This window comes from Desulfomicrobium apsheronum (assembly GCF_900114115.1).
GTDB classification, from domain to species: domain Bacteria; phylum Desulfobacterota; class Desulfovibrionia; order Desulfovibrionales; family Desulfomicrobiaceae; genus Desulfomicrobium; species Desulfomicrobium apsheronum.
Genome location: NZ_FORX01000002.1, coordinates 373,318 through 397,989 on the forward strand (window position 1 = coordinate 373,318; position 24,672 = coordinate 397,989).

At 61.0% G+C, this 24,672-nt stretch carries 23 protein-coding genes; 7 read left to right on the top strand and 16 right to left on the bottom strand.

Annotated features, from left to right (window positions below; translation table 11 throughout):
- Positions 1–18 precede the first annotated feature (18 nt).
- Positions 19–768, bottom strand: a complete 750-nt coding sequence (locus tag BMZ40_RS03835; protein WP_092372799.1) for a substrate-binding periplasmic protein — start codon at positions 766–768, stop codon at positions 19–21.
- A gap of 211 nt (positions 769–979) precedes the next feature.
- On the opposite strand from BMZ40_RS03835, the gene deoC reads away from it, so the two are divergent.
- The 4 genes from deoC (at position 980) to BMZ40_RS03855 (ending at position 4,647) form a co-directional block, all read left to right on the top strand.
- Complete coding sequence (gene deoC, locus BMZ40_RS03840) at positions 980–1,732, top strand: deoxyribose-phosphate aldolase (protein ID WP_092372800.1); 753 nt, start codon at positions 980–982, stop codon at positions 1,730–1,732.
- Positions 1,729–2,967 (top strand): phosphopentomutase, encoded by a 1,239-nt coding sequence (locus BMZ40_RS03845; RefSeq protein WP_092372801.1) that lies wholly within the window; start codon positions 1,729–1,731, stop codon positions 2,965–2,967. The genes deoC and BMZ40_RS03845 overlap by 4 nt, the downstream gene beginning before the upstream one ends.
- A 9-nt stretch (positions 2,968–2,976) precedes the next feature.
- The gene (locus BMZ40_RS03850) at positions 2,977–4,149 is read left to right on the top strand and encodes an AI-2E family transporter (RefSeq protein ID WP_092372802.1); all 1,173 of its coding nucleotides are present in this window, start codon (positions 2,977–2,979) and stop codon (positions 4,147–4,149) included.
- A gap of 84 nt (positions 4,150–4,233) precedes the next feature.
- Complete coding sequence (locus tag BMZ40_RS03855) at positions 4,234–4,647, top strand: response regulator transcription factor (RefSeq protein ID WP_092372803.1); 414 nt, start codon at positions 4,234–4,236, stop codon at positions 4,645–4,647.
- 73 nt (positions 4,648–4,720) lie between these two features.
- Here the strand turns inward: BMZ40_RS03855 and BMZ40_RS03860 are convergent, their stop codons facing one another.
- Entirely contained in the window at positions 4,721–5,935 is a 1,215-nt protein-coding gene (locus BMZ40_RS03860; protein ID WP_143075525.1) for a TFIIB-type zinc ribbon-containing protein, read from the bottom strand.
- A 2-nt stretch (positions 5,936–5,937) separates the two neighbouring features.
- Positions 5,938–7,074 carry an SPFH domain-containing protein gene (locus tag BMZ40_RS03865; protein ID WP_092372805.1) on the bottom strand — a complete coding sequence of 379 codons (1,137 nt, stop codon included), beginning with the start codon at positions 7,072–7,074 and terminating at the stop codon, positions 5,938–5,940.
- A gap of 116 nt (positions 7,075–7,190) precedes the next feature.
- Between BMZ40_RS03865 and pyrR the strand changes: the two genes are divergently transcribed.
- Positions 7,191–7,721, top strand: coding sequence for a bifunctional pyr operon transcriptional regulator/uracil phosphoribosyltransferase PyrR (gene pyrR / locus BMZ40_RS03870; RefSeq protein WP_092372806.1), 531 nt, complete (start codon positions 7,191–7,193; stop codon positions 7,719–7,721).
- Between the two features lie 77 nt (positions 7,722–7,798).
- Here pyrR and dapA read toward each other — a convergent pair whose 3' ends face one another.
- The 11 genes from dapA to BMZ40_RS03925 all read right to left on the bottom strand — a co-directional run bounded on the left by dapA (position 7,799) and on the right by BMZ40_RS03925 (position 19,727).
- A complete protein-coding gene (gene dapA, locus BMZ40_RS03875; RefSeq protein ID WP_092372807.1) occupies positions 7,799–8,677 on the bottom strand; it encodes a 4-hydroxy-tetrahydrodipicolinate synthase in 879 nt (292 codons plus the stop codon).
- Positions 8,678–8,727: 50 nt separating this feature from the next.
- Positions 8,728–9,567: a diaminopimelate epimerase gene (gene dapF, locus BMZ40_RS03880; protein WP_092372808.1), complete on the bottom strand. Its 840-nt coding sequence runs from the start codon at positions 9,565–9,567 to the stop codon at positions 8,728–8,730.
- 72 nt (positions 9,568–9,639) lie between these two features.
- On the bottom strand, positions 9,640–10,491 hold the full coding sequence (locus BMZ40_RS03885) for a UshA-like (seleno)protein family 2 (RefSeq protein ID WP_425429351.1): 852 nt from the start codon (positions 10,489–10,491) through the stop codon (positions 9,640–9,642).
- Between the two features lie 10 nt (positions 10,492–10,501).
- A complete protein-coding gene (locus BMZ40_RS03890) occupies positions 10,502–11,308 on the bottom strand; it encodes a MinD/ParA family protein (RefSeq protein ID WP_092372810.1) in 807 nt (268 codons plus the stop codon).
- A gap of 13 nt (positions 11,309–11,321) precedes the next feature.
- Complete coding sequence (locus BMZ40_RS03895; protein ID WP_177193004.1) at positions 11,322–12,164, bottom strand: GGDEF domain-containing protein; 843 nt, start codon at positions 12,162–12,164, stop codon at positions 11,322–11,324.
- Positions 12,151–13,261, bottom strand: a protein-coding gene (gene prfB / locus BMZ40_RS03900; protein WP_177193005.1) for a peptide chain release factor 2 whose coding sequence is annotated in 2 segments (ribosomal slippage) — positions 12,151–13,185 and positions 13,187–13,261 — 1,110 coding nt in all. Because the reading frame shifts where the segments join, the coding sequence is not laid out codon by codon here. Before prfB ends, BMZ40_RS03895 begins: the two co-directional genes overlap by 14 nt.
- A gap of 11 nt (positions 13,262–13,272) precedes the next feature.
- On the bottom strand, positions 13,273–14,838 hold the full coding sequence (gene lnt / locus BMZ40_RS03905; protein ID WP_092372813.1) for an apolipoprotein N-acyltransferase: 1,566 nt from the start codon (positions 14,836–14,838) through the stop codon (positions 13,273–13,275).
- Entirely contained in the window at positions 14,792–15,613 is an 822-nt protein-coding gene (locus BMZ40_RS03910; protein WP_092372814.1) for a hemolysin family protein, read from the bottom strand. The genes lnt and BMZ40_RS03910 overlap by 47 nt, the downstream gene beginning before the upstream one ends.
- Before the next feature lie 52 nt (positions 15,614–15,665).
- Positions 15,666–16,709 carry a PilZ domain-containing protein gene (locus BMZ40_RS03915; RefSeq protein WP_092372815.1) on the bottom strand — a complete coding sequence of 348 codons (1,044 nt, stop codon included), beginning with the start codon at positions 16,707–16,709 and terminating at the stop codon, positions 15,666–15,668.
- 256 nt (positions 16,710–16,965) lie between these two features.
- Complete coding sequence (locus tag BMZ40_RS03920) at positions 16,966–17,847, bottom strand: radical SAM protein (RefSeq protein ID WP_092372816.1); 882 nt, start codon at positions 17,845–17,847, stop codon at positions 16,966–16,968.
- Entirely contained in the window at positions 17,844–19,727 is a 1,884-nt protein-coding gene (locus BMZ40_RS03925; protein WP_177193006.1) for an ATP-binding protein, read from the bottom strand. The genes BMZ40_RS03920 and BMZ40_RS03925 overlap by 4 nt, the downstream gene beginning before the upstream one ends.
- Before the next feature lie 178 nt (positions 19,728–19,905).
- On the opposite strand from BMZ40_RS03925, the gene BMZ40_RS03930 reads away from it, so the two are divergent.
- Complete coding sequence (locus tag BMZ40_RS03930; protein WP_177193007.1) at positions 19,906–21,399, top strand: DUF2868 domain-containing protein; 1,494 nt, start codon at positions 19,906–19,908, stop codon at positions 21,397–21,399.
- The gene (locus BMZ40_RS03935; RefSeq protein ID WP_092372819.1) at positions 21,396–22,802 is read left to right on the top strand and encodes a GTPase/DUF3482 domain-containing protein; all 1,407 of its coding nucleotides are present in this window, start codon (positions 21,396–21,398) and stop codon (positions 22,800–22,802) included. Before BMZ40_RS03930 ends, BMZ40_RS03935 begins: the two co-directional genes overlap by 4 nt.
- A 40-nt stretch (positions 22,803–22,842) precedes the next feature.
- Here the strand turns inward: BMZ40_RS03935 and BMZ40_RS03940 are convergent, their stop codons facing one another.
- Together BMZ40_RS03940 and gcvT are read right to left on the bottom strand one after the other, a co-directional pair.
- Positions 22,843–23,565: a 16S rRNA (uracil(1498)-N(3))-methyltransferase gene (locus BMZ40_RS03940; RefSeq protein WP_092372820.1), complete on the bottom strand. Its 723-nt coding sequence runs from the start codon at positions 23,563–23,565 to the stop codon at positions 22,843–22,845.
- Positions 23,566–24,648 carry a glycine cleavage system aminomethyltransferase GcvT gene (gene gcvT / locus BMZ40_RS03945; protein ID WP_092372821.1) on the bottom strand — a complete coding sequence of 361 codons (1,083 nt, stop codon included), beginning with the start codon at positions 24,646–24,648 and terminating at the stop codon, positions 23,566–23,568. It lies immediately after the preceding gene.
- Between the last annotated feature and the right edge of the window lie 24 nt (positions 24,649–24,672).

The window sequence follows — 24,672 nt, forward strand, 5'->3', positions numbered from 1 at the left end:
ATGTTGTGACGTCCATGCCTATTTTTGATATTTCCTCGGCATGGGCAGCCGCCATTTTTCGTAGATCGGGGCCAGTTTGCCCTGATCGGCCAGTTCGCGCATGCCCTCTTCAAAGATCTGGCGCAGCTCCCGGCCGCGTTTGGAAGTGGAGAAGACGGGGAAATACTGGCGAAACCCCACGGATTCCATGCGGTAATCATTTTCATCGAAGGGCGTCTTGAGCGCTCGCATGGATTCTGTGATGAGGTTGCGGTCGTCGACGTAGAAGTCGGCCCCGCCGCGGACGACCCGCTCCAGGGCTTCGATTCCGCTGGTGGTTTCGCTGAACTCGATAGGCACCGGGAAATCCTTGGGGCTGTAATATCCGAGCCTCCAGACCAAACGTCTGTTCGTCATGGAAGACACTCCATCCCAGAAGGGGAAGGCGGCCTTGCGGAAGATGGCGTGGAACTCGCCTTCATACATGGGTTCTTTTGCCAACTCCAGGCCGTCCACGGGGTCCGACAGACATGTGTAGGTGTCGATGGTGCCTTCGCGGACCATGATGAGCCCCCGCTTGGCCGGCACCTCCAGGTGACGGACCGTATTTCCGCCGGGGCCGTAGATGGCGCGCATCAGGTCATGGTAAAGTCCCTGGCCGTCGTGGCTGGTGAAACCATCCCAGAGCGGGGACCCGGTGAGCACCTGGTCGGCGCGCCCGGACGCGGGGATCGCCAGGAAAACGAGCATGGCAAGGAGGAGCCGGTACGGGTTTCGGGGGCTGATCATGAACAATGCGCTTACCGCAGCCTGCTTTCACGAACAAGAAGAATCTGCTTTTTTGTGCCGATTGTCGCCATTGCGGGCTTGCGTCCGCGCTCCCGACATGATTTGTTTTGCCTTGACTCAAAAGGGACATATCGGTCCCGGCCCGCGTTGATCCGCTTTGCGTCAAGGTCAAGGCCGCGCGTGTTTCATCATTCAACCGTTGAAGGCTTTCATGCAGGATATTCTGAATCGATCCGGGCAGAAGATGGTTTCACTTCTGGATCTGACCTCCCTGACCGGCGTCGAAACCGAGGCCGATATCGAGGCGCTTTGCTCCCGGGCGTCCGGACCGTGCGGCCAGGTTGCCGCCATCTGCGTCTTTTCACGCCACCTGCCCTGGGCGATAGCCGCCCTCAAGCGCAGGTCTCTTGAGCGGATCGGTCTGGCCACGGTGGCGAATTTTCCGGGAGGCGATCTCGACCCGGCGGGGACCGTGCGCGAGATCGACGAGGCTCTTGCCCTTGGCGCCACGGAAGTGGACCTTGTCTTCCCTTACCGGGCATTTCTGGATGGCCGCGAGAGGGAGGTGAAAGACTTTCTGGATGCCTGCCGCCGGGCCTGTCCGGTGCGGCTCAAGGTCATTCTCGAGACCGGAGTGCTCGGGAGCCGGGAGGCGATCCATGCGGTCGCCAGCCTGGCCGTGGATCACGGCGCGGATTTTTTGAAGACCTCCACGGGCAAGGCTGCGGTCCACGCCACGCCCGAAGCGGCCCGGGTCATGCTTCAGGTCATCGCCCAAAAGGGCACCCCGACAGGTTTCAAGGCTTCGGGCGGATTGCGTACCATGGCCGATGCCCAGGTCTATCTGGATTTGGCGGAGGAGATCATGGGCAAGGACTGGATCGGTCCGCACACTTTTCGCTTCGGGGCCAGCAGTCTGCTGGATGATATCCTGGCCCGGACGAACTCGTCGGAGAGTGCATGAGGCGGGTCTGCCTGCTTGTGCTCGACTCCCTGGGAGTGGGCGGTGCTTTGGACGCGGAACAATTCAATGACCTTGGCGCAGACACGCTGGGGCACATCGCCACGGCCTGCGCCCAGGGATTGGCCGACGTGGGTCGCAAGGGGCCGCTTCGGCTCCCGACACTTTCTTCGCTGGGGCTGGGATTGGCGGCCGAACTGTCCACGGGTGAGCTTCCTCCCGGCCTTGAGGTGTCCGGACCTGTTTCCGGCAAATATGGATGCGCCTCGGAAATCAGCCGGGGCAAGGACACTCCGAGCGGTCACTTTGAAATGACCGGAGCTCCGGTGCTCCAGAATTGGGGGTATTTCACGCCGGACACGAATTCCATCCCGAAGGAACTGCTGGACGAGCTGGTGGCCCGCGCCGGTCTGCCCGGAGTGCTGGGCAACTGCAAGGCGTCGGGTATCGAGATCCTGGCCCGCCTCGGCGAGGAACATCTGCGCAGCGGCCGTCCCATCGTCTACACATCCGTGGACTCCGTTTTGCAAATCGCGGCCCATGAAGAGGCCTTTGGTCTTGAACGCCTGCTCGATGTTTGCGCCATCGCCCGGGAACTGGCGGACAAATACCGCATCGCCAGGGTAATCGCCCGGCCCTTTGTGGGTGACGGCGGCACGTTCTCGCGTACCGGCAACCGTCGCGATTTCTCCATCCCCGCGCCCTCGCCAACCATCCTTGACCTTCTGACGGCGGCTGGAGGGACGGTCTTGTGTGTTGGCAAGGTCGGAGATATTTTCGCCCATCGGGGAGTAGGCAAGAGCATTCGCGCCCATGGCCACGACCACCTCATGGACGCGACCCTGGCCGCCTGGGAGGGTGCCGGAGACCGGACGCTGGTCATGACGAATTTCGTTGATTTTGATTCGGTTCATGGTCATCGTCGGGATGTGGCCGGGTATGCCCGCGCGCTTGAATCCCTGGATGCCCGTCTGCCCGAACTCTTGTCGCGTCTCATGCCGGGCGACCTGTGCATTTTGACCGCCGACCACGGCTGCGACCCGACCTGGCCCGGCACGGACCATACCCGGGAGCGGGTGCCCGTTCTGGCTTATGGTCCCGGAATTGTCGCCGGATCCATGGGGGTCCGCGACTCGCTGAGTGATATCGGGGCCTCCGTGGCGCATTTTTTCGGCATCGACGGAACCGGACATGGCCGGTCGTTTTTTGCTCACGATGAGCTCTCAAACCTTTCCTAAGGAATACTCATGACCCCTGATTGCGGCCAAGGACCGGCCAATTTAGCCGAACGGATCATGCCCGCGCTGATCAGAATCCTGGTCTGGGGCGGCGTGTTCGCAGTCGTTTTCATACTGCGTTCCTTCTTTTTGCTTCTCTTTTTGACCTTTGTGTTCGGTTATATCCAGAATCGCGGCGTGAACAGGCTGCAGGGGCTGATTCCGAACCGACCGTTCCGGGTCGTGCTGGTGGCGAGCATATTCCTGGGTGTGCTCATTACCGTGGGAGTGTTTCTGGTGCCTCGGGCCAAGGAGCAGACCGTTCTTTTCATCACCGAGCTTCCCCAATATGTGGAGCGCCTGGACCAGGAACTTGGTGTCCTGGGTGAACGTTATCCCATGATCGCCAATGCCATCCCGGAGCTTGGAGCCCTGGCCGAGCACACCACGCCGAGCCTCGGCAGTTCGAGGGTCGCGGCCCTGGTACAGCAGCTCTTCGGCATGATCGACCATCCCGAAGGGCAGCACAAGGTCAATCAGTTGCTTGATCTGGTGCGCGGCGTGGGTGGCCGGATCGCGGCCATCGCCTCGGCTTTTCTGCTGGCCCTGCTCTTCTCTTTTCTCATAGTTCTCGATCTGCCCCGGCTTTCGGCCAGCGTGTGCTCCCTTGAAAATTCCAAGCTCGGTTTCGTTTATCGCGAGGTGGCCGGCAGCATCCAGGATTTTGCCATGGTCTTGGGCAAGGCCTTGGAGGCGCAGTTCGTCATCGCTTTGGTCAACGCCGTACTCACGGCCATTGGCGTGTCGTTGCTGGGTCTTGGTTCGACCATGGCTTTTTTGACCGTCATCGTCTTTTTGTGCAGCTTCATTCCGGTGTTGGGCGTTTTCATCAGCTCGGTGCCCATCTGCCTCATCGCCCTGCAAAGCTCGGGGCTGACCACCATGCTGCTGGCCATCGTCATGATCACGGTGATTCACCTGCTTGAGGGATACGTGCTCAACCCCAGGATCTATGGCTCCTACATGCGCATAAATCCCGTCATCGTGCTCGTCATTCTGACCATCGGAGCCAAACTGTTCCAGATCTGGGGCCTGGTGCTGGGCGTGCCCATCTGCACCTATATTTTTGGACATGTCATCCAGCACAAGGAAGAGGAGCCCCAAGCCTCCCTTGAATGCACCCGGGAAGACATGCCGGATTGAAATCGGGTCAGCCGTGCGCGTTCGCTACAGTCCACCCAAAATGCAGCGTCGATGAATGACAAGTAAATATTGATGGAGCCAAGAGTGGAAAATGCACTGCACATCGTGATTGTCGAGGAGCCCTGCCTGTCGCGCAATGTTCTGGTCAAGGCGCTCGGGAGCTGGGGCTATTCGTGTGAGGCTGTCGAGGACGAGGATGGAGCCTGGAAAGCTGCCCTGGCCGCGACTGTTCCGGTGCTGATTCTGGCGGACTGGCATTCGGATTTCATGGGCTGTGACGAGTTTTTCTGGCGGGTGCGCAACGAGCAGGCCTTGCAGGGTGCGTATCTGCTGGGCGGAATCCCGCGCGGGGCCGTGGGGGCGATCCGTCAGTGCATTTCCTCCGGAGCCGACGATTACGTCTATCGTCCCTATGACCTCGATGAAGTGCGCGTGCGACTGCATCTGGCATCCAAGGTCATGGGCCTGTCACCGGCAGGGGGCGTTTTTCCGGACTGATCCCCTCCCGTTCCCTTTTTCACCTTGTGGCGAAATCAGCCGGTCTTGGACCAGCGGATTTCGCCTCTTTTTTTCAGAGGGTCGTGGACCAGAAGAGGGCGTTTTTCTGGATCGCCATGTTCATCTCGGGCTGGACGAATTCCCTGGGACCTTCGACAAAGGGCAGATATTCGATGCTCGCCTCGCCTGCGCGCAATGATCCGCCCTGGATTTTGGGAAACAGGTTCTTGCGTGCCGGAGCCAGACGACCAAGGACCACGGGCAGGGCCTGGAAGGCCTCTTCCCTGGGCAGGGTCACGGGATGCAGGGGCGTGCGGGGCAGGATCTCAAGCGCCGGGGCTTCGGGCTGGTACAGGCTGACCTGGGCGCTCAGGTTCAGGAAAAGCCCGGGCCTGATCTTGAAGGCTGGGACTCGAAAGGAAAAGGCCGTCGATTCCATCCAGGGCAAAAGGGCGCGGGGCAGGTTGGTCAGACGGATCAGGTCGGCCCAGGTCTGGAGCCTGAATCCCCTGGCCTGGACGCTCAGATTCCAGAAGGGCAGGTAGATGTCCGGCTTCTCCTGCGTGTGCAGAAAATGAGGGGTGATGGGCTGGCCTCCCTCGGGACCGGGCTCCCATGCCGTGTCGCAGTGCGGACAGGTCTGCACCAGGCTCTGGCGGTCCCCGATCAGGTCCCAGCCGCATTTGGGGCAAAGGGTCGAGCTGAATTTGAGATTGCCGGGGGCCTTTTGCGCCTCGGAAGGGTCGATGCTGGCCGGTCCCAGATGTTCGCCGGTGATAGCGTCTACAAGCTCGTGGCTTTGAAAGACGGGCTGGTAGACAAGCGAGAGATTGTCGCCCACGCAGGCCGTGAGTTTGGGTCCCCTCTGGGCGGGCAGGCCGGGGAGGGCGCGCAGGAGCCGGGATTTGAAATCAGCGCTTGGTATGGTCGGGGGCAGAAAGAGGCCTTCCGTCGTCGGTTCCACGAAGGACAGTTCCATGGCCTGAGCGCGCAGCCCAAGAGATGGGGGCAGGGCCGGATTGTCCACGGCCAGGAGATTTGAATCGAGAATCTTGTGCTGCGTGTTTTGCGGTCCAAGCACAAAGGCGTTGCCCCTGAATCGCCAGTAGGGGACATGAATGAGCGTGCCCGGATGGCTGATGCGCGGCTTCAGACGATACTCAAAGGGTCCGCTGGAGTGAATGAACAGGCGGACCTGACAAAACGGACAGGAAAAAATCCTGTCCGTTTCCTCAAGCGCCACCGGCGCGCCGCATTGCGGGCATTGATGGGAGAGATGGCCGGTCATGGTCAGGCCATGCGCTCCCCGCAATGGTTGCAGAACGTGGATGAGGCCAAATTTTCCTGACCGCAGGACGGACACTTTGCCGTCTCGCGGATGCTGCCCGCCTGTCTGCCGCAGCGGGGGCAGAAGCGCGTGCCCGGAGCCAGATTTTTCCCGCACCCCTTGCACTTTTCGAAAACGACCAGCTGGTGTCCGCAGGAGGGGCAGAACTTGTCGTCCTGGCGGATGGACTGGCTGCATTCCGGACATTTGAGGCCGTTTGGCTGCGCGGCCGGAATCGTGGCGGACTGTCCTGCCATCTGCATGGCCTGGGCCATGAGCGAAGGCATCATGAAGCCCACCCCGAGGCCCATGGACTCGCCCGCGCTGCCGGGGTTCGCAGCCGCCTTTTCCATGGCGGATGCGGCCTTGAGCTGCATCAGCTTGTTCATGTCGTCGAACATGCCAAGCTTGGTCTTGTCGTCCATGGCCTTCTGGACTTCGGGCGGCGGTGTGATGGCGTTGATGAAGAGCTGGTTGAGCGACAGCCCGAAATGGCGGAAATCCTCCTGCAGACGTTCCCGCAGGCCCGCGGACCATGCTTCGTAACGACTGGGCAGGTTCAGGATGGTGTCCATGTTTTCGCCCAGGTAGTCATTGAACCTGGAGACGATGACCTTGCCCAGATAGTCGCTCAGGTCGGTCACGGAAAAGGAGCCCATGGTCCCCACCAGGGAGTTGATGAAGAGCAGGGGCTGCACGATCTGGATGTTGAACATGCCGTAGGCGCGCAGGCGAATGAGCCCGAGTTCCGAGTCCTTGAAGGCCACCGGCTCCCGGGTGCCCCATTTGAGGTTGGGGAAGACCTTGGTGTTCACCATGTAGGCTTCCGCCCGCAGCGGGCTCTCAAGCCCCCAGGGGATGCCCATGATCTTGTTCAGGATGGGGATGTTGGCTGTCTTCAGGGTGTGCCTGCCCGGTCCGAAGACATGCACGGCCTTGCCGTTGTAGAAGAAGATTCCGGCCTGGGATTCGCGTACGACCATCTGCGCGCCGTACTTGATTTCGCCGGAGCCTTCCTTTGGAAATCGCTGCGCGAATTCCTGCCCGCTGTCGTCAAACCATTCGATGAGCTCAAGAAAGAAAAGATTGTCGACGCCCATGTATCCTCCTGAATGTCCCGGAAATTTATCGTCACGAACCATAGGACGATTCACTTGCAATTACAACTTGGGGCCCTTAGTGAACAAGGCTTGTCACACGAAATGGAGGGGATCCCATGCACCGCAGCAAGGAAATCATGGCCGCTCGCGATATCGAGCGCACGCTTGACCGTCTCGCCTGTCAGATTCTGGAACAGATCACGGACCACGAGTCCATCGCCCTGGTCGGCATCCAGCGGCGCGGCGCGGACCTCGCATGCAGGCTGTGCGGCCTTCTGTCGGAACGGACCCGGCGGAAAATTCCCTGCGGTGAGCTGGACATCAATCTGTACCGCGATGACTGGACCTCTTCCACGGCCACTCCGAACATCAACGCCACGCGCATCGATTTTTCCGTGGAGGACAAGACCATCATCCTCATCGACGATGTGCTCTTCACCGGCCGCACCATCCGGTGCGCCCTGGAAGCCATTCTGGATTTCGGCAGACCCGAGGCCGTGAAACTTCTCGTGCTGGTCGACCGCGGGCATCGCGAACTGCCCATTCAGGCCGATTTTGTCGGCAAGACCGTGGCCACGGAACGGGACCAGCAGATAAATGTTTTCCTGCAGGAGCGCGATGACAAGGATCAGGTCGTGCTGGGCTGATTCATTTTTGCGTCAAAAAGATAAAGGCCGCCTCCCCATTGGGGAAAGCGGCCTTTTTTCATGTCGTGCCGGGTGGATCAGATCAGTCCCTTGTCGGCCAGAAATCCGCGCAGTGTCTCGGCGTTGGCCGGACTCATGGGGGTCAGGGGCAGACGCATTTCAAGGTTGATACGACCCATGAGAGAGAGGGACGTCTTGACCGGAATGGGGTTGGTTTCAATGAACATCATGCGTGAAAACGAGGCCAGCAGGAAGTGCATTTCCCGCGCCTTGGGCAGATCGGCCGCGAACCAGGCCGAGCAGAGCGCGCTCATCTTGTCGGGCAGGATGTTCGAGACCACCGAGATGACACCGCATCCGCCCACGGACAAAAGCGGCAGCACAGTGAAATCATCACCGGAGAGCACCTGGAAGTCGGGACCGCAGAATTCCAGAACCTGCGAGACCTGACTCAGATCTCCCGTGGCTTCCTTGATGCCCACCACGTCGGGGATGTCCTTGTTCAGCCTCGCCACCGTGTGCGGAAGCATGTTGACGCTGGTGCGACCGGGGACGTTGTAGAGGATGAAGGGCATGGACACTTCTTCGGCGATACGCTTGAAGTGCTGGTAGAGACCTTCCTGGGTCGGCTTGTTGTAGTAGGGCGTGATCAGCAGCGCGCCGTCGGCGCCTGCTTCCTTGGCAAAACGGGTCAGTTCCACCGCCTCGGCAGTGTTGTTTGATCCGGCTCCGGCCAGAACCGGCACCCGGCCCTTGACCTGGTCCACGCAAATTCGGATCACCCGCTTGTGTTCGTCGTGGCTCATGGTGGCGGACTCTCCGGTGGTGCCGCAGGGCACTACGCCATTGATCCCGCTCTGAATCTGCCATTCGATCAGTTGTCGATAGGCTTCCTCGTCAAGCTGGCCGTTTGAAAACGGGGTGACCAGGGCTGTAAACGCTCCTTTGAATTGCATCGTTTCCTCCCGGATTGGGGCTGTGGTTTATAAGCTGGCCGTCTTGCGCCTTAAAGGCCCAGGGCGGCAGGGCAGAACTCGCCCTTGTAGACGAGCTGGGCTTTGCCGCGCAGGAAAATGTCCGAGCCGTGAACCTTGATTCCGAGCACCTCGGACCCCGAGGTGGTCACTCGGGCCTCGGCATCGCAGAGATTCAGCGCGTGGGCCACGGCCACGGAAGCGGCGGCGCCGGTTCCGCAGGCGTAGGTCTCGCCCTCCACGCCACGCTCGTAGGTGCGCAGCAGGAGTTCCTGGCGGCTTAAGACCTGAATGAAGTTGGCGTTGGTCCCGGCCGGGGCGAAGCGGTCGTGATAGCGGACCTTGGCTCCAAGATCCTTTATATCGAGATTCTTGACGTCGTCCGTGACGATGACCGTGTGCGGAACGCCGGTGTTGGCGAAATGGGCCGTGAAGGTTTCACCGCCAAGATCAAGGGTGAAATTCAGGGCCATGTCCCGCGCCGGGGTCAGCTGCACTTCGACCTCGTCAGCTTCGGGGAAGACTTGGGCGTACACCGTGCCCGCGTCGGTGAGCATGAGGTGTTCGGCCGGGGCCATGCCCAGCTTGTGGGCCAAGAGGGTTGCGCAGCGCGAGCCGTTGCCGCACATCTCGGCGCGGGAGCCGTCGGCATTGAAAAAGTGCCAGCGCGTCGCGGCCTGCCCTGAGTTATCGATTTCAAGAAAGATGATGCCGTCCGCGCCGATGCTGAAGGCGTGCGGGCACAGCGTCTTGGCCCAGCGGGGCATTTCGGCGGGGGATATGGTCTTGGCGCGGTTGTCGATGACGATGAAATCGTTGCCGCTGCCTTGCATCTTGTAAAAAAATTGGGTCGGACCCGTGAAAATGGACATGCGTGTTCCTTCAGATATAATTTATTATGCGTGTCAAATTATGGGGAATTGCGCCAAAATGCAAGGAATTGGCTAGGGATTGAAGATGGCGTTGATTTCCGGGTCCGATGCGACGTCGCCGCCAAGAGGCGCGGACGTCGGCAAAACAGTGGTCTGCGGTTCCCAGACGATCTTGGCGCCTGGCTTGGGCAGACTCGGGATGGTCACGCCGAGGACGCTTCTGCCCTTGGTGAAGGCCCGCACCCAGAGCAGCGAGTTGTCGCGCAGGTAGAGACCGGCATAGCCCGGGCCGGGTCCCGATCCGAGAATGATGTCGAAAGCCGCGCCGTGGCGGTCGATGAAATCCTGTTCCCGGTTCGCACCCCAGGTGCTGACTCCGATGATCAGGTTGTACTTGCCGTCCTTGCGCACGGACTCGGCCAAAGCGGCGGTCTTGTCCTCGATATCGGGGTCGTGCTGACCGCTGTCGGGGAAAAGGATGAAGGCCAGACTGCCGTCTTGGACTTTGCGGGTGACCAGTTGCGGTTCGTCGAACGGGCCGACCCACTGACCGGCTTCGATACCTGCGTGTTCAAAGGCGACGGCGTCGTTGGGCGCGCGCAGCGCGATGTCGTAGCCAAGCAGGTCGTATGCCCTCTTGAGCATCGAGATGACCGAAGGATGTCTGTCCCTCTCCAGACCGAAGGGGGAAAACTCGTACCCGCCGCTGACAATGACGGTGTCCGCGTTCTCGCGCGCGGCTTTGAAATAGGTGGCCCGCCGGGCCAACCCTCCGTAGGTTTTACCCCCTCAACTGGGGCAGGGGGCGAATTCGCCCAGGCTGTTCGCGGAAAATATGATTGTCGTCTCGGCTCCGGCGAGGGTGGGCACGAAAAGGCCCAGGGCCACGATGATCCAGAGTGCGGCGCGGATGCTTGTTTTCATGAAAGTCTCTTTAGATCAGGGGTTTGAGAATTGGGCTGCGGGAGATGAGATCTTTGAGTCTGATGCGGCGTTCCATGATTTTCTTGGCGATCTCGCGAATGTCCTGCGCCGCCTGACAGGTGGGCGCGAATTTCAGGAGCGGAACCTGATGGCGGACGGATTCCGTGACCATGGGGTCGCGGTGAACCACGCCGAGCAGGCTGATGGGCAGGCTCAGGAAATGTTCGCAGGCCTGGGCCAGGCGGTTGAAGGCGTTTTTGGCTTCCTTCTGCGATTCGGCCATGTTCACGATGATCTGGAAATTTCTGATCTGACGCTGGGTGCAGAGCACCTTGATCAGGGCATAGCTGTCCGTCAGGGACGTGGGTTCGGGGGTGATGACCACGATCCGTTCCTGGGGCATGGCCGCGAACGAGAGCACCGTCGGACTGATGCCGGCTCCAAGATCGAGGATCAGGAAGTCGTAGCGCCGGAACAGGGCGTCGAGCTTGCCCAGCAGCAGACTCTGGACGTCATCGTCCATTTCCACCAGTTCGGCCACGCCCGAGGCCGAAGGGAGCAGGACAAGACCGTCTCCCGCCAGGGGAATGACCACGTTTTCGGCCGAGGTATCGCCGAGCAGGTCTTGCAGGTTTTTTTCAGGGGAGAGGCCAAGGAGCACATCCAGGTTGGCCAGTCCGAGGTCGGCGTCCAGCAGGACGAGGGTGTTGCCGAGTTCATGCAGGGCAAGACAGAGGTTCAGGGCGAGATTGGTCTTGCCCACGCCGCCTTTGCCGCTGGCGACGGAGATGCTGAGTGTCGTGTTGGCTTCGGTCATGTCGGTCCTTGTTCTACTCCGCGCTTGAAGATGGATCGGAGAATGAGGAAAAAAGAAAGCGTTTTTCGTTCTGGTGCACCAGCGACTGTTCCTCTCCGTGGACGAGGTCCAAGATGGGCGAGGTTTCGATCCTGTTTTTTCCGGCCCGCTTGGCCCGGTACAGGGCCTTGTCCGCCTCGGCCAGAAGTTTGACCGGGTCGGGGGTGAGTTTGCCCCGATAGCTCGCCACGCCCATGGACATGGTCATGGAGATGCGTGCGTCGCCGCAGATGATCCCAAAGCCCTGAATGACCGCCTGGACGCGCTCCAGGAGTTTCAGGGCCCGTGCCTGTCCCGTGCCCGGCAGCAGAAGGGCGAACTCCTCGCCGCCGATGCGGGCCGCCGTGTCGATCATTCTCATTTCGGCAAGCAAGATCGACGCCACGGCCTTGAGAACATCGTCTCCGCAGGGATGCCCGTGAGAGTCGTTGACGGCCTTGAAGTTGTCCAGATCCATGATGCACAGCGTCAGAGGCGTCTTGAAGCGCGAGGAACGTTCCACCTCCATGGCCATGGCCTGGTCGAACCCCCGGCGATTGGCCAGGCCGGTCAGTGCATCCAGGCCCTGCAGGACGGTCAGATGCTCGATGTGCTTCTTGAGCCCGACCAGCGCCGGAAATTTGTCGCCCTGCAGGGGCAGGACGACCCACTGTCCCAGTTTTTTCTGACGCAGTCGTTCGGCCCAGGACGGATCGGAGCCGATCAGGCGGACCAGGGCCGCCACCTCGGAGCTTGCCTGAGGCAAGCGCAGTTCCTTTTCCAGGGTCTCCAGCTCTTCCAGCAACGCTTCGTCAGGGGGGAGATTATGATTTGCCATGCAGGTACAGGAGATAGTTGTGAATGAATGCATCGATGTTGCCGTCGAGGACCGCGTCGACATTGCTGGTGTCCGTGCCTGTGCGGTGGTCCTTGACCAGACGGTAGGGCTGCAGGGTGTAGGTCCTGATCTGGGAGCCGAACGCGATGGCTCCCTTGGCGATATACTCGGCCTGCCGCTCGCTCGCGATTTTTTGCAGTTCAAGCTCGTAAAGGCGGGCTTTAAGGACTTTCATGGCCGCCTCCTTGTTCTTGTGCTGGGACTTTTCGTTCTGGCACTGCGCCACCAGGCCCGTTGGGATGTGCGTCACGCGCACCGCCGAATCCGTCGTGTTTACGGACTGACCTCCCGGTCCGCTGGAACGAAAGATATCGACCCGGATGTCCTCGTCGCGGATTTCGATTTCGATGTCCTGACCTGCGTCAGGGTAGACGTCGACGGAGGCGAAAGAGGTGTGCCGCCGACCGCTGGAATCGAAGGGCGAGATGCGGATCAGGCGGTGGGTTCCCTTCTCGCCCTTGAGTTGGCCATAGGCGTAGGGGCCGTGAATGTGCAGGGTCACGCTCTTGATGCCCGCCTCGTCGCCGGGCAGAAGATCAAGCAGCTCGACCTTGAAACCCGTCCGCTCGGCGAAACGGCGATACATGCGCAGCAGCATCTCGGCCCAGTCCTGGGACTCGGTCCCGCCCGCGCCGGGATGAATTTCGAGGATGGCCTCGCTTATATCCTCGGGATCGCTCAGCAGGGTGCGCATCTGGGCGGCCTCCAGCTTGGCGCTCAAGTCCTCCAGGGCCTCATCCAGCGCATGCAGCATCTCTTCGGTCTGCTCCGAGGCGGCCATCTCGACCCATTCCAGGGCGTTGTCACGGGCTTGCAGAAGGGCTTCCCATTCATCGACACGGCTTTCGAGCTGGGTCTTTTCCTGGAGTACCGGGGTCAGCAGTTCGGGTTTGTCCCAGGCTCCCGGCGAGGAAAGTTGTTTTTCTATTTCGTTGAGGCGTTCCTTGCTCCTGCGCAAGTCAAAGCCGCCTCCAGAAGTCGCTGAAGCGTTCGTCCAGTTGCGCGGCCCTGGCCTTGAGTTCTGAATATTGCAGCATGATGTTCTCGATTATGTGTGTGTTTGTCGACCTGCCCGCCAAAGCACCCAAAGAAAGGCGATCGTCAGGATGGGAAAGGCCATGTGAATCAAATAGAAATGTTCGTGGTAAAAGGTCTTCTCTGTCAAGAGCGGTATGGCCGGATCGTGCGCAATTTTGGTCGAGAAGAGTGTCGTTGGGCCGCGTAGGCTTCCATCAGGACCGATAAAGGCGCTCACGCCGGAGTTGGTGGAGCGGATGATGGCCCGGTTCTGCTCCACTGCGCGCAGTACGGAGAGATGCAGGTGTTGCCACGGCGCTGACGAGTGGCCGAACCAGGCGTCGTTGCTGATGTTGACCAGTACGTTGGCCCCAAGCTCGACCTGCCTTTGGGCCAGTTCGGGAAAGATGGCTTCGTAGCAGATCAAGAGGCCCATTGCCATCGGGCCGGACTGGAGCGGTTCGGTGTTGCGGCCGGGCCTGAATTCGAACTGCCCCGGGACCAGCTTGGTGATGAAGGGCAGCCATTTGCCCAGGGGCACGTATTCGCCGAAGGGTACGAGGTGCTCCTTGTCATAGGCGGCCAGGGGTTCCCCGTTTGCGCCCAGAAGATAGGCGCGATTGTGCAGGACATACGAGGGCGCATCCGGTTCCATGGGGATGGAGTAGGCCGGGGCTCCGGCCAGGACCGGCACCTGCATCCGCGCCACGCCAAGGCGCATGTTCGTGGTCAGGTCGGACGGGTCCTGGAAATAGAAGGGCATGGCAGTTTCCGGCCACACGACAAGGTCCGGCGCGTTTTCGGCGACGGCCTTGAACGAAAGGTCCAGATAGGTTTTAAGGATGTCCGCCTGCATGCCCACATCCCATTTGAGGCCCTGATCGATGTTACCCTGGATCATGGACACCGAGGCCGTGGCCTCGGGATTTCGGGGGCTGGACGTCAACCCGGGCAGCAGGCACAGGCCGATCAGGGGGAGTATGGCCACGCGTGTGGCACTATTGCCGATGAGAAGGCTATGGCTCACGCACACAATCAGTCCGGATATCCCGAAGCCGCCTACCCAGGCGGCCAGGCCCAGGGTCGTAGGCCAGGGGGCCATGGCCTGTGCCAGGGTCAGCCAGGAAAAGCCGGTCAGGAAATGGTTGCGAACCAGCTCCAGACTGGCCCACAGCAGCCCAAGGGTAAGCATGGCCAGGGGCTGGAATATCTGGGGTTTGATCAGGTGCACGCCCATGCAGAAGAGCCCTGCGTAAGCGGCGAGCAGGGCTCCGACCAGGACCGGGCAGGGCAGGGCCAACACCCATGGCAATCCGCCGTGGTCGTGCACGGGTATCGCCAGCCAGTAAAGGCTGGCGGCATATCCGGGCAGCGCGGTCAGGAATCCGTTTTTGAAGGCCTGGGCATGGCTTTGGGCCCAGAGCGCAGACAAGATAAGCGCGGCGGGCAGCAGCAGTATGGCCATGGGAAAGTGCAGGAGCGGATTGGCAAAGCCAAACCAGGTCCCAGCGAGAGCCATGCCCATGGGACCGAAACGGTTCAGGAGAGAATCATGACACTGGCTTTGAGACGATGACCCATTGGATTTGTTTGACATCTGCTTCCTTGATGAGAAACGTGTAACCCTGCAGCTCCAGGGATTCGTCGGTCTCGGGAACGCGGCCGAGCTGTTCGCTGATGTAACCGCCCACGGTTTCGACCTGTTCGGATTCCAACAGGATGCCGCATTCCTCGTGCAAGTCTTCAAGGATGGTTCGTCCTGAAACCAGATACGTGCCTTCATCCATGGGCTGGATATCCTCGGGGCGTATGGGGTCGTATTCGTCCTCGATGTCGCCGACGATTTCTTCCAGGACGTCTTCGAGAGTGACCAGCCCCGCCGTTCCGCCGTATTCGTCCAGAACGATGGCCATGTGCTGTTTGTTGCTCTGGAAATCAAGCAGGATGTTTTTGACGTTCTTGGTTTCCGGAATGAAATATGGTGGCCGCAGGACGGACGCCAAGTCCGCCGGGGCCTCTTCGTCGCCGACAAAAAAGCGCAGCAGCTCCTTGCAGTGCAGCACGCCTACAATCTGATCCTTGGTTTCCTTGTAGATGGGCAGACGCGAGTGCCCGCTTTCAAAGAATTTTCTGGCGACTTCCGTGATTGTTTCGTCGATTTCGGCACAGACGATGTCCGTGCGGGGAATCATGATTTCGTATGCTTGTTTGTCATCAAGCTGCAGAACGTTCAAAAGCATGGACATTTCATCGTTCTGCAGTTCACCGCCGTCTTTGGCTTCCTGTATGGCTTCTTCCAGATGGCATTCGCCCTTGCGTGAAAAAAAGCGTCTCAGTGTAGTCCAAAGTCGACTGTCAGGGCCCTCATCCATAGATACGTAGTCCTCCAATGGAAGGTTTACAGGTTGAAAAACGATTGTTCATCTAAACAATTTCCCGTTCCCGGTAAAGCTCCAGGTGGCGCTTGAAAACCCAGGTGACCAAATCGTCGATGCCGCGTTCGGGATCGATCTTGACCCAGTCTATGGTTTCCGTGCCATCGGTTGAGCAGCATTCCACGAATTCGTAGCCGAGCATTATGACCCCATGATCGGGGTCATGGGCCTTGGTGCGCAGTCTGGCCGCCATGAAGTACGGAGGAAACTCCATTTTATCGGTCCGCTCAAGCTCCAGACGCATGAACAGGACCGGATGCCTGGCCACGAAATCATCCAGCCCGTCGTAAAGGTGTGGATCAAAGGACAGCTTGATGCCGCCGCCGGAAAGGTCCAGCACCTTCAGTCCTTCAGGGGCGTTGCGGGTATAGACGGCCAGGGGGGCGGGCCAGTTTTTGGGGTCTGCCTCGAAATGGAAGCTCCCGTCCTCGGTTGCCGGCCAGATGCGAAAATCCTTTATGTCTCTGGGTGGAAGCTCCAGCCGCAGATGCTTGCGTTTCTGGCCAAGCTCGATTTTGGGTGGCAGGCCGAGGATCACATAGGAGATGTCCCCTTTCTTCCAGACGCCGACCACCTGGGATGCGAAGGTGTAGTAATAGGGCTGCTTGTTTTCCCGGGGAATGCGGAAATAGCATACCATGAGCTTGCCGATCCATGCGTCGGACGGATTCACGCCAAGGGGCATCTCAAGGGTGATGCCCGTGTCCGCCAGTTCGAAAAGCGTGCACGAGATGGTCTGGCGGGATGTGGTTATGGGATGGAAGCTCATGTCGATGCGGCTGCGCAGGACCATGGCCTGTTCCATGATGGAGGAGATGTCTTTGGGTATTACGGTGGCCCCGGACTGCCGGTTCCAGGGCGCCCCCCCGCCGAGACGTTTCCAGATGATGTAGGCCAGAATGACCGCCCCGACCAGAACCGCCGTGGTCACGATGCGGCTTTCTTCAGGCTGATGTCCGCCGGAATTGAAGAAGGCCAGGGATATCTGCCGTAGCGGGTTTTCCGAGGCCTGAATTGAAAACAGGTCGATCATCTTCTGTCTCGCTCAAGGTTGTTCCGGTCGGTGAATGGCAGCCAATGTGCATACTGGGTTGTCCGGCGAATGTTTCGCGGTGGCCAAGGCGGGGGCCATGCTCCGTCGCATCGTTGCGCGCCCCGTGTTTCTTGCATTGCGCAGGCCCTTTTGCATGGCCGGATATGCGAAAAAAAGCAAGAATTGAAGCAACAAGGGCCAGACTCAAAAGAATGTGTCCGTTTGCGATTAAAGCGCGGGCGGGCGCAAAAGCATCTTAGAGCAGGCCCGGCATTGCTCCGGGCGTGTTTCGGTCCAGCGCTCCGGATTCAAGCAGTTCGCTCAGTTCTCCCAGAAGCCTCACCTTGTCGCGGGGCAATCGTCCGGCGAGGGGCAGGATGTTGGAGCTGTGGTCGGCCCGAAACACGGTTCGTGCAAGCTCCAGACCTAGAAGGATGTCGCGCAGTTCGCGCACGGACTGCTCTTCGGTGAGTTCCGTGAAACTCCCATCCGCGATGCGGCGCGCAAGGGCCGTGCCCGCAATGGGGACCAGACGCAGGCAGGACAGCAGGGACGGCTGCATCGCGTTCAGCGCATCTGCGGTCTGCCGGGCATGCATCGCGGACAGCTCCTGTCCGCCAAGCCCGACGAGGACCATGACCGAGACGGTCAGCCCGGCGTTTTGGGCGCGCAGGCAGCCGTCGATCATTTCGTGGACCGTGCCGCCTTTGGCCATGCGGCGTAGGACTTCGCCCGAACCGCTTTCAAGGCCGAGATACAGCGTATGCAGGCCTTTTTGGCGCAGGCGCTCAAGCTCGGCATCGCTCTTTCCCGCCAGGGCCTGTCCGGAGGCATAGCAGTTGACCCTTGAAAGTCTTGGAAAGGCCGCGCGCGTCGTTTCCAGAATGGTTTCCAGCATCGTGGCTGGCAGGGCCAGGACATCGCCGTCGGCCAGAAAAATCCGCCGGGCGTCCGGGTCCCGCGCGGCGGCCAGGGCGATGTTCCGGCTCACGGCCGCCTGGTCGTGCACGCGGTAGGCAACGCCCCTGTACATGGCGCAGAAAGCGCAGGAATTGTGCGGGCAGCCGTCGGCAACGCGGATGAGGGCGCTTCCTGCTTCGGCGGGCGGCCTGAACATGGTGTGTCCGTTTTGGGTCATGCCTGCCGCGCCGTCGGCATTGAGCGCAGGAACCGCTCCAGATCCTGTTGGGAGATGGGCTTGGCCAGATGTCCGTTCATTCCAGCGGCCATGAAACGCTCGGTGTCGGAAGGGAACGCATGGGCGGTCATGGCCACGATGGGTGTCTCACCACCCTCGGACTTTGGCCAGGACCGAATGATGCGGGTCGCTTCCAATCCATCCATTTCAGGCATCTGGATGTCCATGAGCACCAGATCAAAAAACTCGTTGCGCATGCATTCAAGCACTTCCTGCCCGGTTGTGGCCAGAGTGGGCGTGTGCCGCATGCCTTCGAGGAACTTCATGGCGATGGTGCTGTTGACGGGATTGTCCTCGGCCACGAGCACCTTGAGCGGAGCCATGGGCTGTTCGTCGTCGAGCTGCGGTGCCGGGGTGTTCTTGAGCTCGCGCGGCGGCGCGGATTGCAACGGCAGGCAGACGGCAAAGAGCGATCCGCTCGGGCTCGATTCAAAGGCCAGGGAGCCGCCCAGCAGTACAACCAGATGTTGGGTGATGCTGAGGCCAAGGCCCGATCCCTCGAATTTGCGGGTCTGGGTCGAATCGGCCTGCGCAAAGGGCGCGAACAGGCCGGGCTGGGCCTTGTCGGGGATGCCCACCCCCGTATCCTCCACCTCGATGAAGACGCGGTGCTCTCCGGGTTTGACGGGAGTCAGGCTTGAGACGCGAATCTCGACCTTGCCGCGCAGGGTGAATTTGACCGCGTTGCCGATGAGGTTGGTCAGGATCTGCCGGATGCGCACCGTGTCCCCGAGCAGGGCCGGGGGGACGGTTTCATCGACAGTGCCGCGCAACGCAAGACCCCGGTCCAGGACCACGGCCTGAAAGCTGTCCGTCAATTCTTCCATGAGTTCGCGGAGGTCGAAAGGCTCCTGCATGACTGGCATGCGTGAGGCTTCCAGCCGGGACAGGTCCAGAATGTCGTTCAGAAGCCGGAGCAGGCTGCGGGAGGAGCGCATGGCCGTTTGCAGATACTGCTGGATGACGGCCGGATCGGAGTTGTCCATGGCCAGCTGGAGCATGCCCATGACACCGTTCATGGGCGTGCGGATCTCGTGACTCATGTTGGCCAGGAATTGGGTCTTGGCCTGGGTCGCGCTTTCGGCCTGCTCCTTGGCCAGCGAAAGTCTGGATTCGGCGATGCGCCGCTCTTCGACCTCCTCGCTCAGTTTGGTGAAGGCCTCAAGCAGTCCGCGTCGCATTTTCTCCAGCGAAGCGGTGACCTGATCAAGTTCGTCGTTTCGAAATTTTTTGCCCAAGGCGATGGGCTGCTCAAGATTGACGGGGGAGATGTCCCGGACTTGGGCGGCCAGGGCATGCAGATGCATGCCCACCTGGCGGTGAAAAAGAAATAGCAGGGCCGAGACCAGCAGCAGTGCGACAATGGTTTCGCCCACGAGGAGGTCCAGGAATTCGCGGCCGACCTGGGCCCTGATCCTGTCTAGAGATGCGACCAGCACCAGTTTGCCAAGCGCATAGGGCTGATCATTGAAGGAAAACGTGAGGTCGAATTCACGCCTTATGGATCTCTTGGCATCGACACGGCCGGCCTCGGCGATGGTTTTGCCGGACTGGACAATGGCCGCGTGCACGAAGTTCGGCCGCGCAACGAGTCCTTGCAGCTGGATGTCCAGCAGCGTGGTGTCGAGCTGCCACAGACTCGCGGAGATGCTGTTGAGATCGCCGGATGCCACCTGATCCATCGATCCATGCACGGCCGCGATGTTGCTTTTGTATTTGAAATGAAGCTGGGCGGCGGCCAGGATGGTGCTGGCCACCAGGCTCAAAAGCCCCATCGAGATGATCAGGCGCAGGCTGAGGCTGTGGCGGGTAGAAAACATGCAGATCCTTGGAGTGGTGCTCCAGCGGGGGGTAACGGCGATAACGAAGTCCATGCCAGCGTGTGCCGTCTTAAAGGAGGGTGAACGCTAGCGTTTCATGTTTTTTTTGACAAGAGCGCAATTTTTGCCCGGGTCTCTCTTTTGCCAACAGGCCTGCGTGCTGGTAAGGCTGCTGGTCATGAAACATGGCATGCACTTTGGCGACTATCTCGACCTGGAATGGTTCCTGGAAAAGGACAGGATTCTTGATCCCGGAGAAATCCTGGACCGGGATCGTAAAATCGGGCTGGCGGCCCAGGCGGACTCAGTGCCTCAGACGCTGCAAGGCGCATACTGGCTGGAGCGTCGCCGGGACACAGGCACCGGGGGGCTGCCTTCGCACTCGCTGAACTCGGTCCTGATCGCACTGCGTCTGCTGTTTGGCTTCGGCGGCCTGCTGGCGGGCATATCCCTGGTGCGGGCGCTGCTCATGTATTCGGGAGTCGAGCCGGTCAATGTCTCGGTTTTTTTGCTGCTGGCCGTCCTGCCCCAGGCTGGTCTCAGCCTGCTGGCCGCCGGACTGCTGCTGTTCAGAGGGCTGCGCCGGACCGAATTTCGCATTCCGCTGCGCCCCCTGTTCGATCTTGTCTGGCGCAGGCCAGGCAGCCTTTCGCCCCAGGCCGGATTTGTCCGTGCACTTATTCTGCGTCGAGGCTGGCCCGCGCGGATGCTGGGCTGGGAAAGCTTGCGGCTCATGCATCTTGGTGGTTCCTGTCTGGCTTTCGGCTCTTTGGCGGGATTGACCGTCAGCGTCGCGGTCACGGATCTGGCGTTTGGCTGGCAATCGACCCTGCGGGTCGGGGCGCAGGGCATGCACACCCTGGTCATGGCCCTGTCCACGCCGTGGTCCTGGCTGCCTGCCCAGTGGGGCCTGACACCGACCCTGCTCCAGATCGAGGGCAGCCGCATCATCCTGAAGGACGGCATTCAGGCCCTGGCCAGCGCGGATCTCGTCGCCTGGTGGCCGTTTCTGTGCATGTGCCTGCTGGTCTATGCCTTGCTGCCCAGACTCATTCTGCTGGCGTCGGCCCACTGGATGCTGCGCCGCGCGGAACGGCGTTTTGTCCATCCCGACCTCGGGCGCATCGTCGATCGCATGCAGGCGCCGTTGCTTGGCTCTGCCAGGGTCGGGGAGATCCCGGCCGCGCCTTTGCATCTTGGCGTCAACGCGACTGCGGGTACGGAGCAATCCAGAGGGCAGGACCAGACCGGAATCGGCTGCGTGCTGCTTCTGCCGCCGGAGCTTCTGGGGCGAATCAGGGATGATCTCCTTTCCGATTTGACACGGCGGGTCTGTGGCTATCCTCCCGGGCGGGTGATTCCCGTCAGTCTGGAAGTGGACGGAATCCGGCAGATGCTGGACGATTGCGCCGGACTCGACTGGGCCGGAGGCTTCGAGCGTTATGTGGTGCTTATCGAGGCTTGGCAGCCGCCCATCCGTGAAAACCTGCTGGCCCTGACGCTGCTTGGTCAGGAAAACGACCGCGGCCGGAATCTGATCCTTGTTTTTTGCGGCCGTCCCTCCGGTGGTGACTGGCTGACCGCCCCCGATGAAGCCGCGCGGGAGGTCTGGACCGATGCCGTGGCGCGTCTGGCCCCGCTGCGTGTTGACATTTTTGGAGCAAGCACATGAAATCCATGCCCATTTTTGCCGTCATAGGTCACCCCAACGAAGGAAAATCCTCGGTGGTGGCCACCCTGGTCGAGAACGACCGGATCCGCATCAGTCCCCGTCCGGGCGAGACCATGGAGTCCATGACCTATCCGGTCAGCATCGACGGAGAAGACGTCATCGCTTTCGTGGACACCCCTGGTTTTCAGAACCCGGTGCAGACCCTGGGCTGGATGCGAAAATTCCGGGGACCGGAAAGCGAGGTTTTCGCGGCGTTTCTGGCCGAGTTCAGGGACGATCCGGGCATGGCTCACGAGTGCGAATTGCTGACCCCGGTGCGCGACGGGGCCGGGATCATCTATGTGCTCGACGCCTCCCGGCCCCTGCGGCAGGTCGACAAGGCCGAGATGGAGATTCTGCGCCTGACCGGCAGGCCACGCATGGCCATCCTCAACTGCAAGACCGGGGAGGAGCAGTTTCTGGAGGAATGGAAGACCGAGCTACGCAGGCATTTCAACATGGTGCGGACCTTCAACGCCCTGCGCGCGACCTTTGCCGAGCGCATGCGCCTGCTTGAAAGCCTGCGCGCGCTCGAACAGGACTGGGAGGATGCGCTGGGTCTGGTGGTGGATGTTTTCGCGCGTGACTGGCAGCGCAGGAATGCGGAGTGCGCGGCCCTGGTCTGCGATTTTCTGCGGCGGGTGCTTGGCATGGCCGAGACGGCGAGTCTTGCCGACCCAGACCGCAGGGCCGAAGTGGAGGCCCGCCTGGTCACGCGACTGGAAGAGCGAATCCGGCAGGAGGAGGAAACCTTGCACGAACAGGTCTGTCTGCAATTCCGCCATGACCGGCGTTCCTTTGTGCTGCCGGAACAATCGGTGCTGCGCCAGGATCTGTTTTCCCGCACCACCTGGACCGTCCTGGGCCTCAGCAAGGGCAAGCTCGTGGCTGCGGCCGTGGCCGCCGGTGGAGCGGCGGGGGTCGCGCTTGATCTGGCCACGCTTGGCAGCAGCCTGGGGCTTTTCGCCGCCGTGGGCGGAGCCACCGCCGGACTCGCGGCCCTGTTTCAGGGCGAGCGGCTGGTGCGGGGCAAGGTTCTGGGGCTGGGCATCGGACAGCGCAGCGTGCAGGTCGGTCCCCTGGACACGGTGCAGTGGGTGTTCGTTTTGCTGGATCGTTTCCTGCTGCATTACTGGTACGTGATTCACTGGTCCCATGCCTTGCGGGACGAAGACTTTCTGCCGGCCCTCGCCGACGAGGGCGGCAAGCAGGGATTCACCAGCACCTGGAACAGGGAGTCGCGCGGTCTTTGCGCGGAGTTCTTCAAGGTCGCCACTGCGGGAGATGACTCCCGGGCCATGGAACTTGAAGCGGAACTGCGTCGTTTTCTGGAGGAGGAACTGGAGCGAATGTCCAGGCTTTAAGGCGATGCGATCCGTTCGGCGGGTCGGCGCATGAAGCGTGTCATTTCCTGCTCGCCGCCCACAGGTGCAGCGACAGGACGAAGGTGGCGGCGGTCTCGAAGCGCAGGATGCTCGGACCCAGACTGACCGGGGTGAAACCGTGATCCAGGAAGAGGCGCGCCTCCTTGTCGTCAAGTCCGCCCTCGGGGCCCAGAACCGCCACGCTGCCCCGCGAATCCATCAGCGCCTCCGGGTCCATGAGGCGTGCGTCCTCCTTTTCCCAGCACAGCACCCTCGATCCCATGTCCCCGGCGGCCCGGGCCACTTCGAGAGGTCCCCTGAAGGTCCGGATGCCCGGCAGCCAGACGGCTCCGCATTGCTTGGCCGCCGCCGCGAGCTGCCGGTCCCATCCCTGTTTTCCTTCCTCCGGGATGTCCCCCTGCGATCTGGCGGCCTGCCAAAACCAGATGGCCGAAGCGCCGAGCTCAACGGCCTTTTCCAGCAGAAATCCGCGCCGCAGCCCTTTGGACCAGCCCACGGCCAGGGTCAGGGGCGAGGCTGGCGCAGGAACAGCGTATTCCTCGATGAGGTTCAGGCCTGCGTCCCGTTTGTCTATCCGATCGATGCGAAAAAGCCCCCAGCGCCCCTGGCCGTCGAAGAGGCGAACCGTTTCCCCGGCCTTGGCGCGCAGCACGCGGGTCAGGTGGTGAAACTCCTCCCCTTCGAGCAGAAAAGGCTCCCGCCACAGGACGGGAGCCAGATAAAAGGAGTTGAGGCGTGACATCTAGGAGAGTTTCCTGCGGGCCGTGCCGGCGGTGTAGAAGGGCATGTCCGCGCGTGTGGCTTCAAGGGTGGTGCGCGGTCCCTTGACCGTGAAGTTTTCGGCGTCGGCCATGTCCTCGCGGACAAAGGCCATGGCCACGCAGTAGCCAAGGCTTGGGGCGATGGAGCCGCTGGTGACCGTGCCGACCTTGGTCTCGCCCACAAAGACCTCGTCGTGATGGCGGGCGCTGCGGCGGCCGTCGATGCGCAGGCCGATCAGCTTCTCGCGCATATTGCCGAGCCCGGATTTGCCGATGTACTCCGCTTCGCTCTTGAGCATGCCGCCATAGCCTGCCTCCACCGGGGTGTGCTGCGTGTCCAGGTCCTGGCCGTAGAGGGGTAGCCCGACCTCAAGGCGCAGGGTGTCGCGTGCGCCAAGGCCCGCCGGGCGGACGGTTTCGTCGGCCATGAGCTTCTCCCACAGCACTTCGGCCTTGTCCCAGGGCAGGTAGAACTCGCAGCCAAGCTCGCCCGTATAGCCTGTGCGGCTGACAATGAGCCTGAATCCTTCAAACTCCACTTCGCGGAAGGCGAAGTAGCCAAGGCCGGTCCAGTCTCCGGGCATGACGCGGGCCAGCACGTTAAATGATTCCGGGCCCTGCAGGTCGATCTTGGCGATGTCGAAGCTCTGGTCGATCAGGGTCAGGCTTGCCGGGAGGTGGCTTTTTATCCAGGCGAAATCGGATTCGATGCATGCTCCGTTGACCACGAGCATGTATTTTTCCGTATCCAGCCGGTAGACGATGAGGTCGTCGAGCACGCCGCCTTTTTCATTGAGGAGGAATCCGTAGCGGCACTTGCCCGGGGCCAGGGTGGCCAGGTTGTGGGTCACCACGGTGGCCAGCGCTTCGGTCGCGCCGTCGCCTTCAAGCAGGAATTCTCCCATGTGGGAGATGTCGAAGATGGACGCGTGGGTTCTGGTGTGCTTGTGCTCCTCAAGGATACCGACATATTGGACAGGCATGTCCCAGCCCGCGAAAGGGACCATTCTGGCCCCGTTGTTCTTGTGCCAGGCATGAAGGGGGGTGGTCAGCAATTCGGACATAGGTGTTTCCCGCTGTTATAGGGT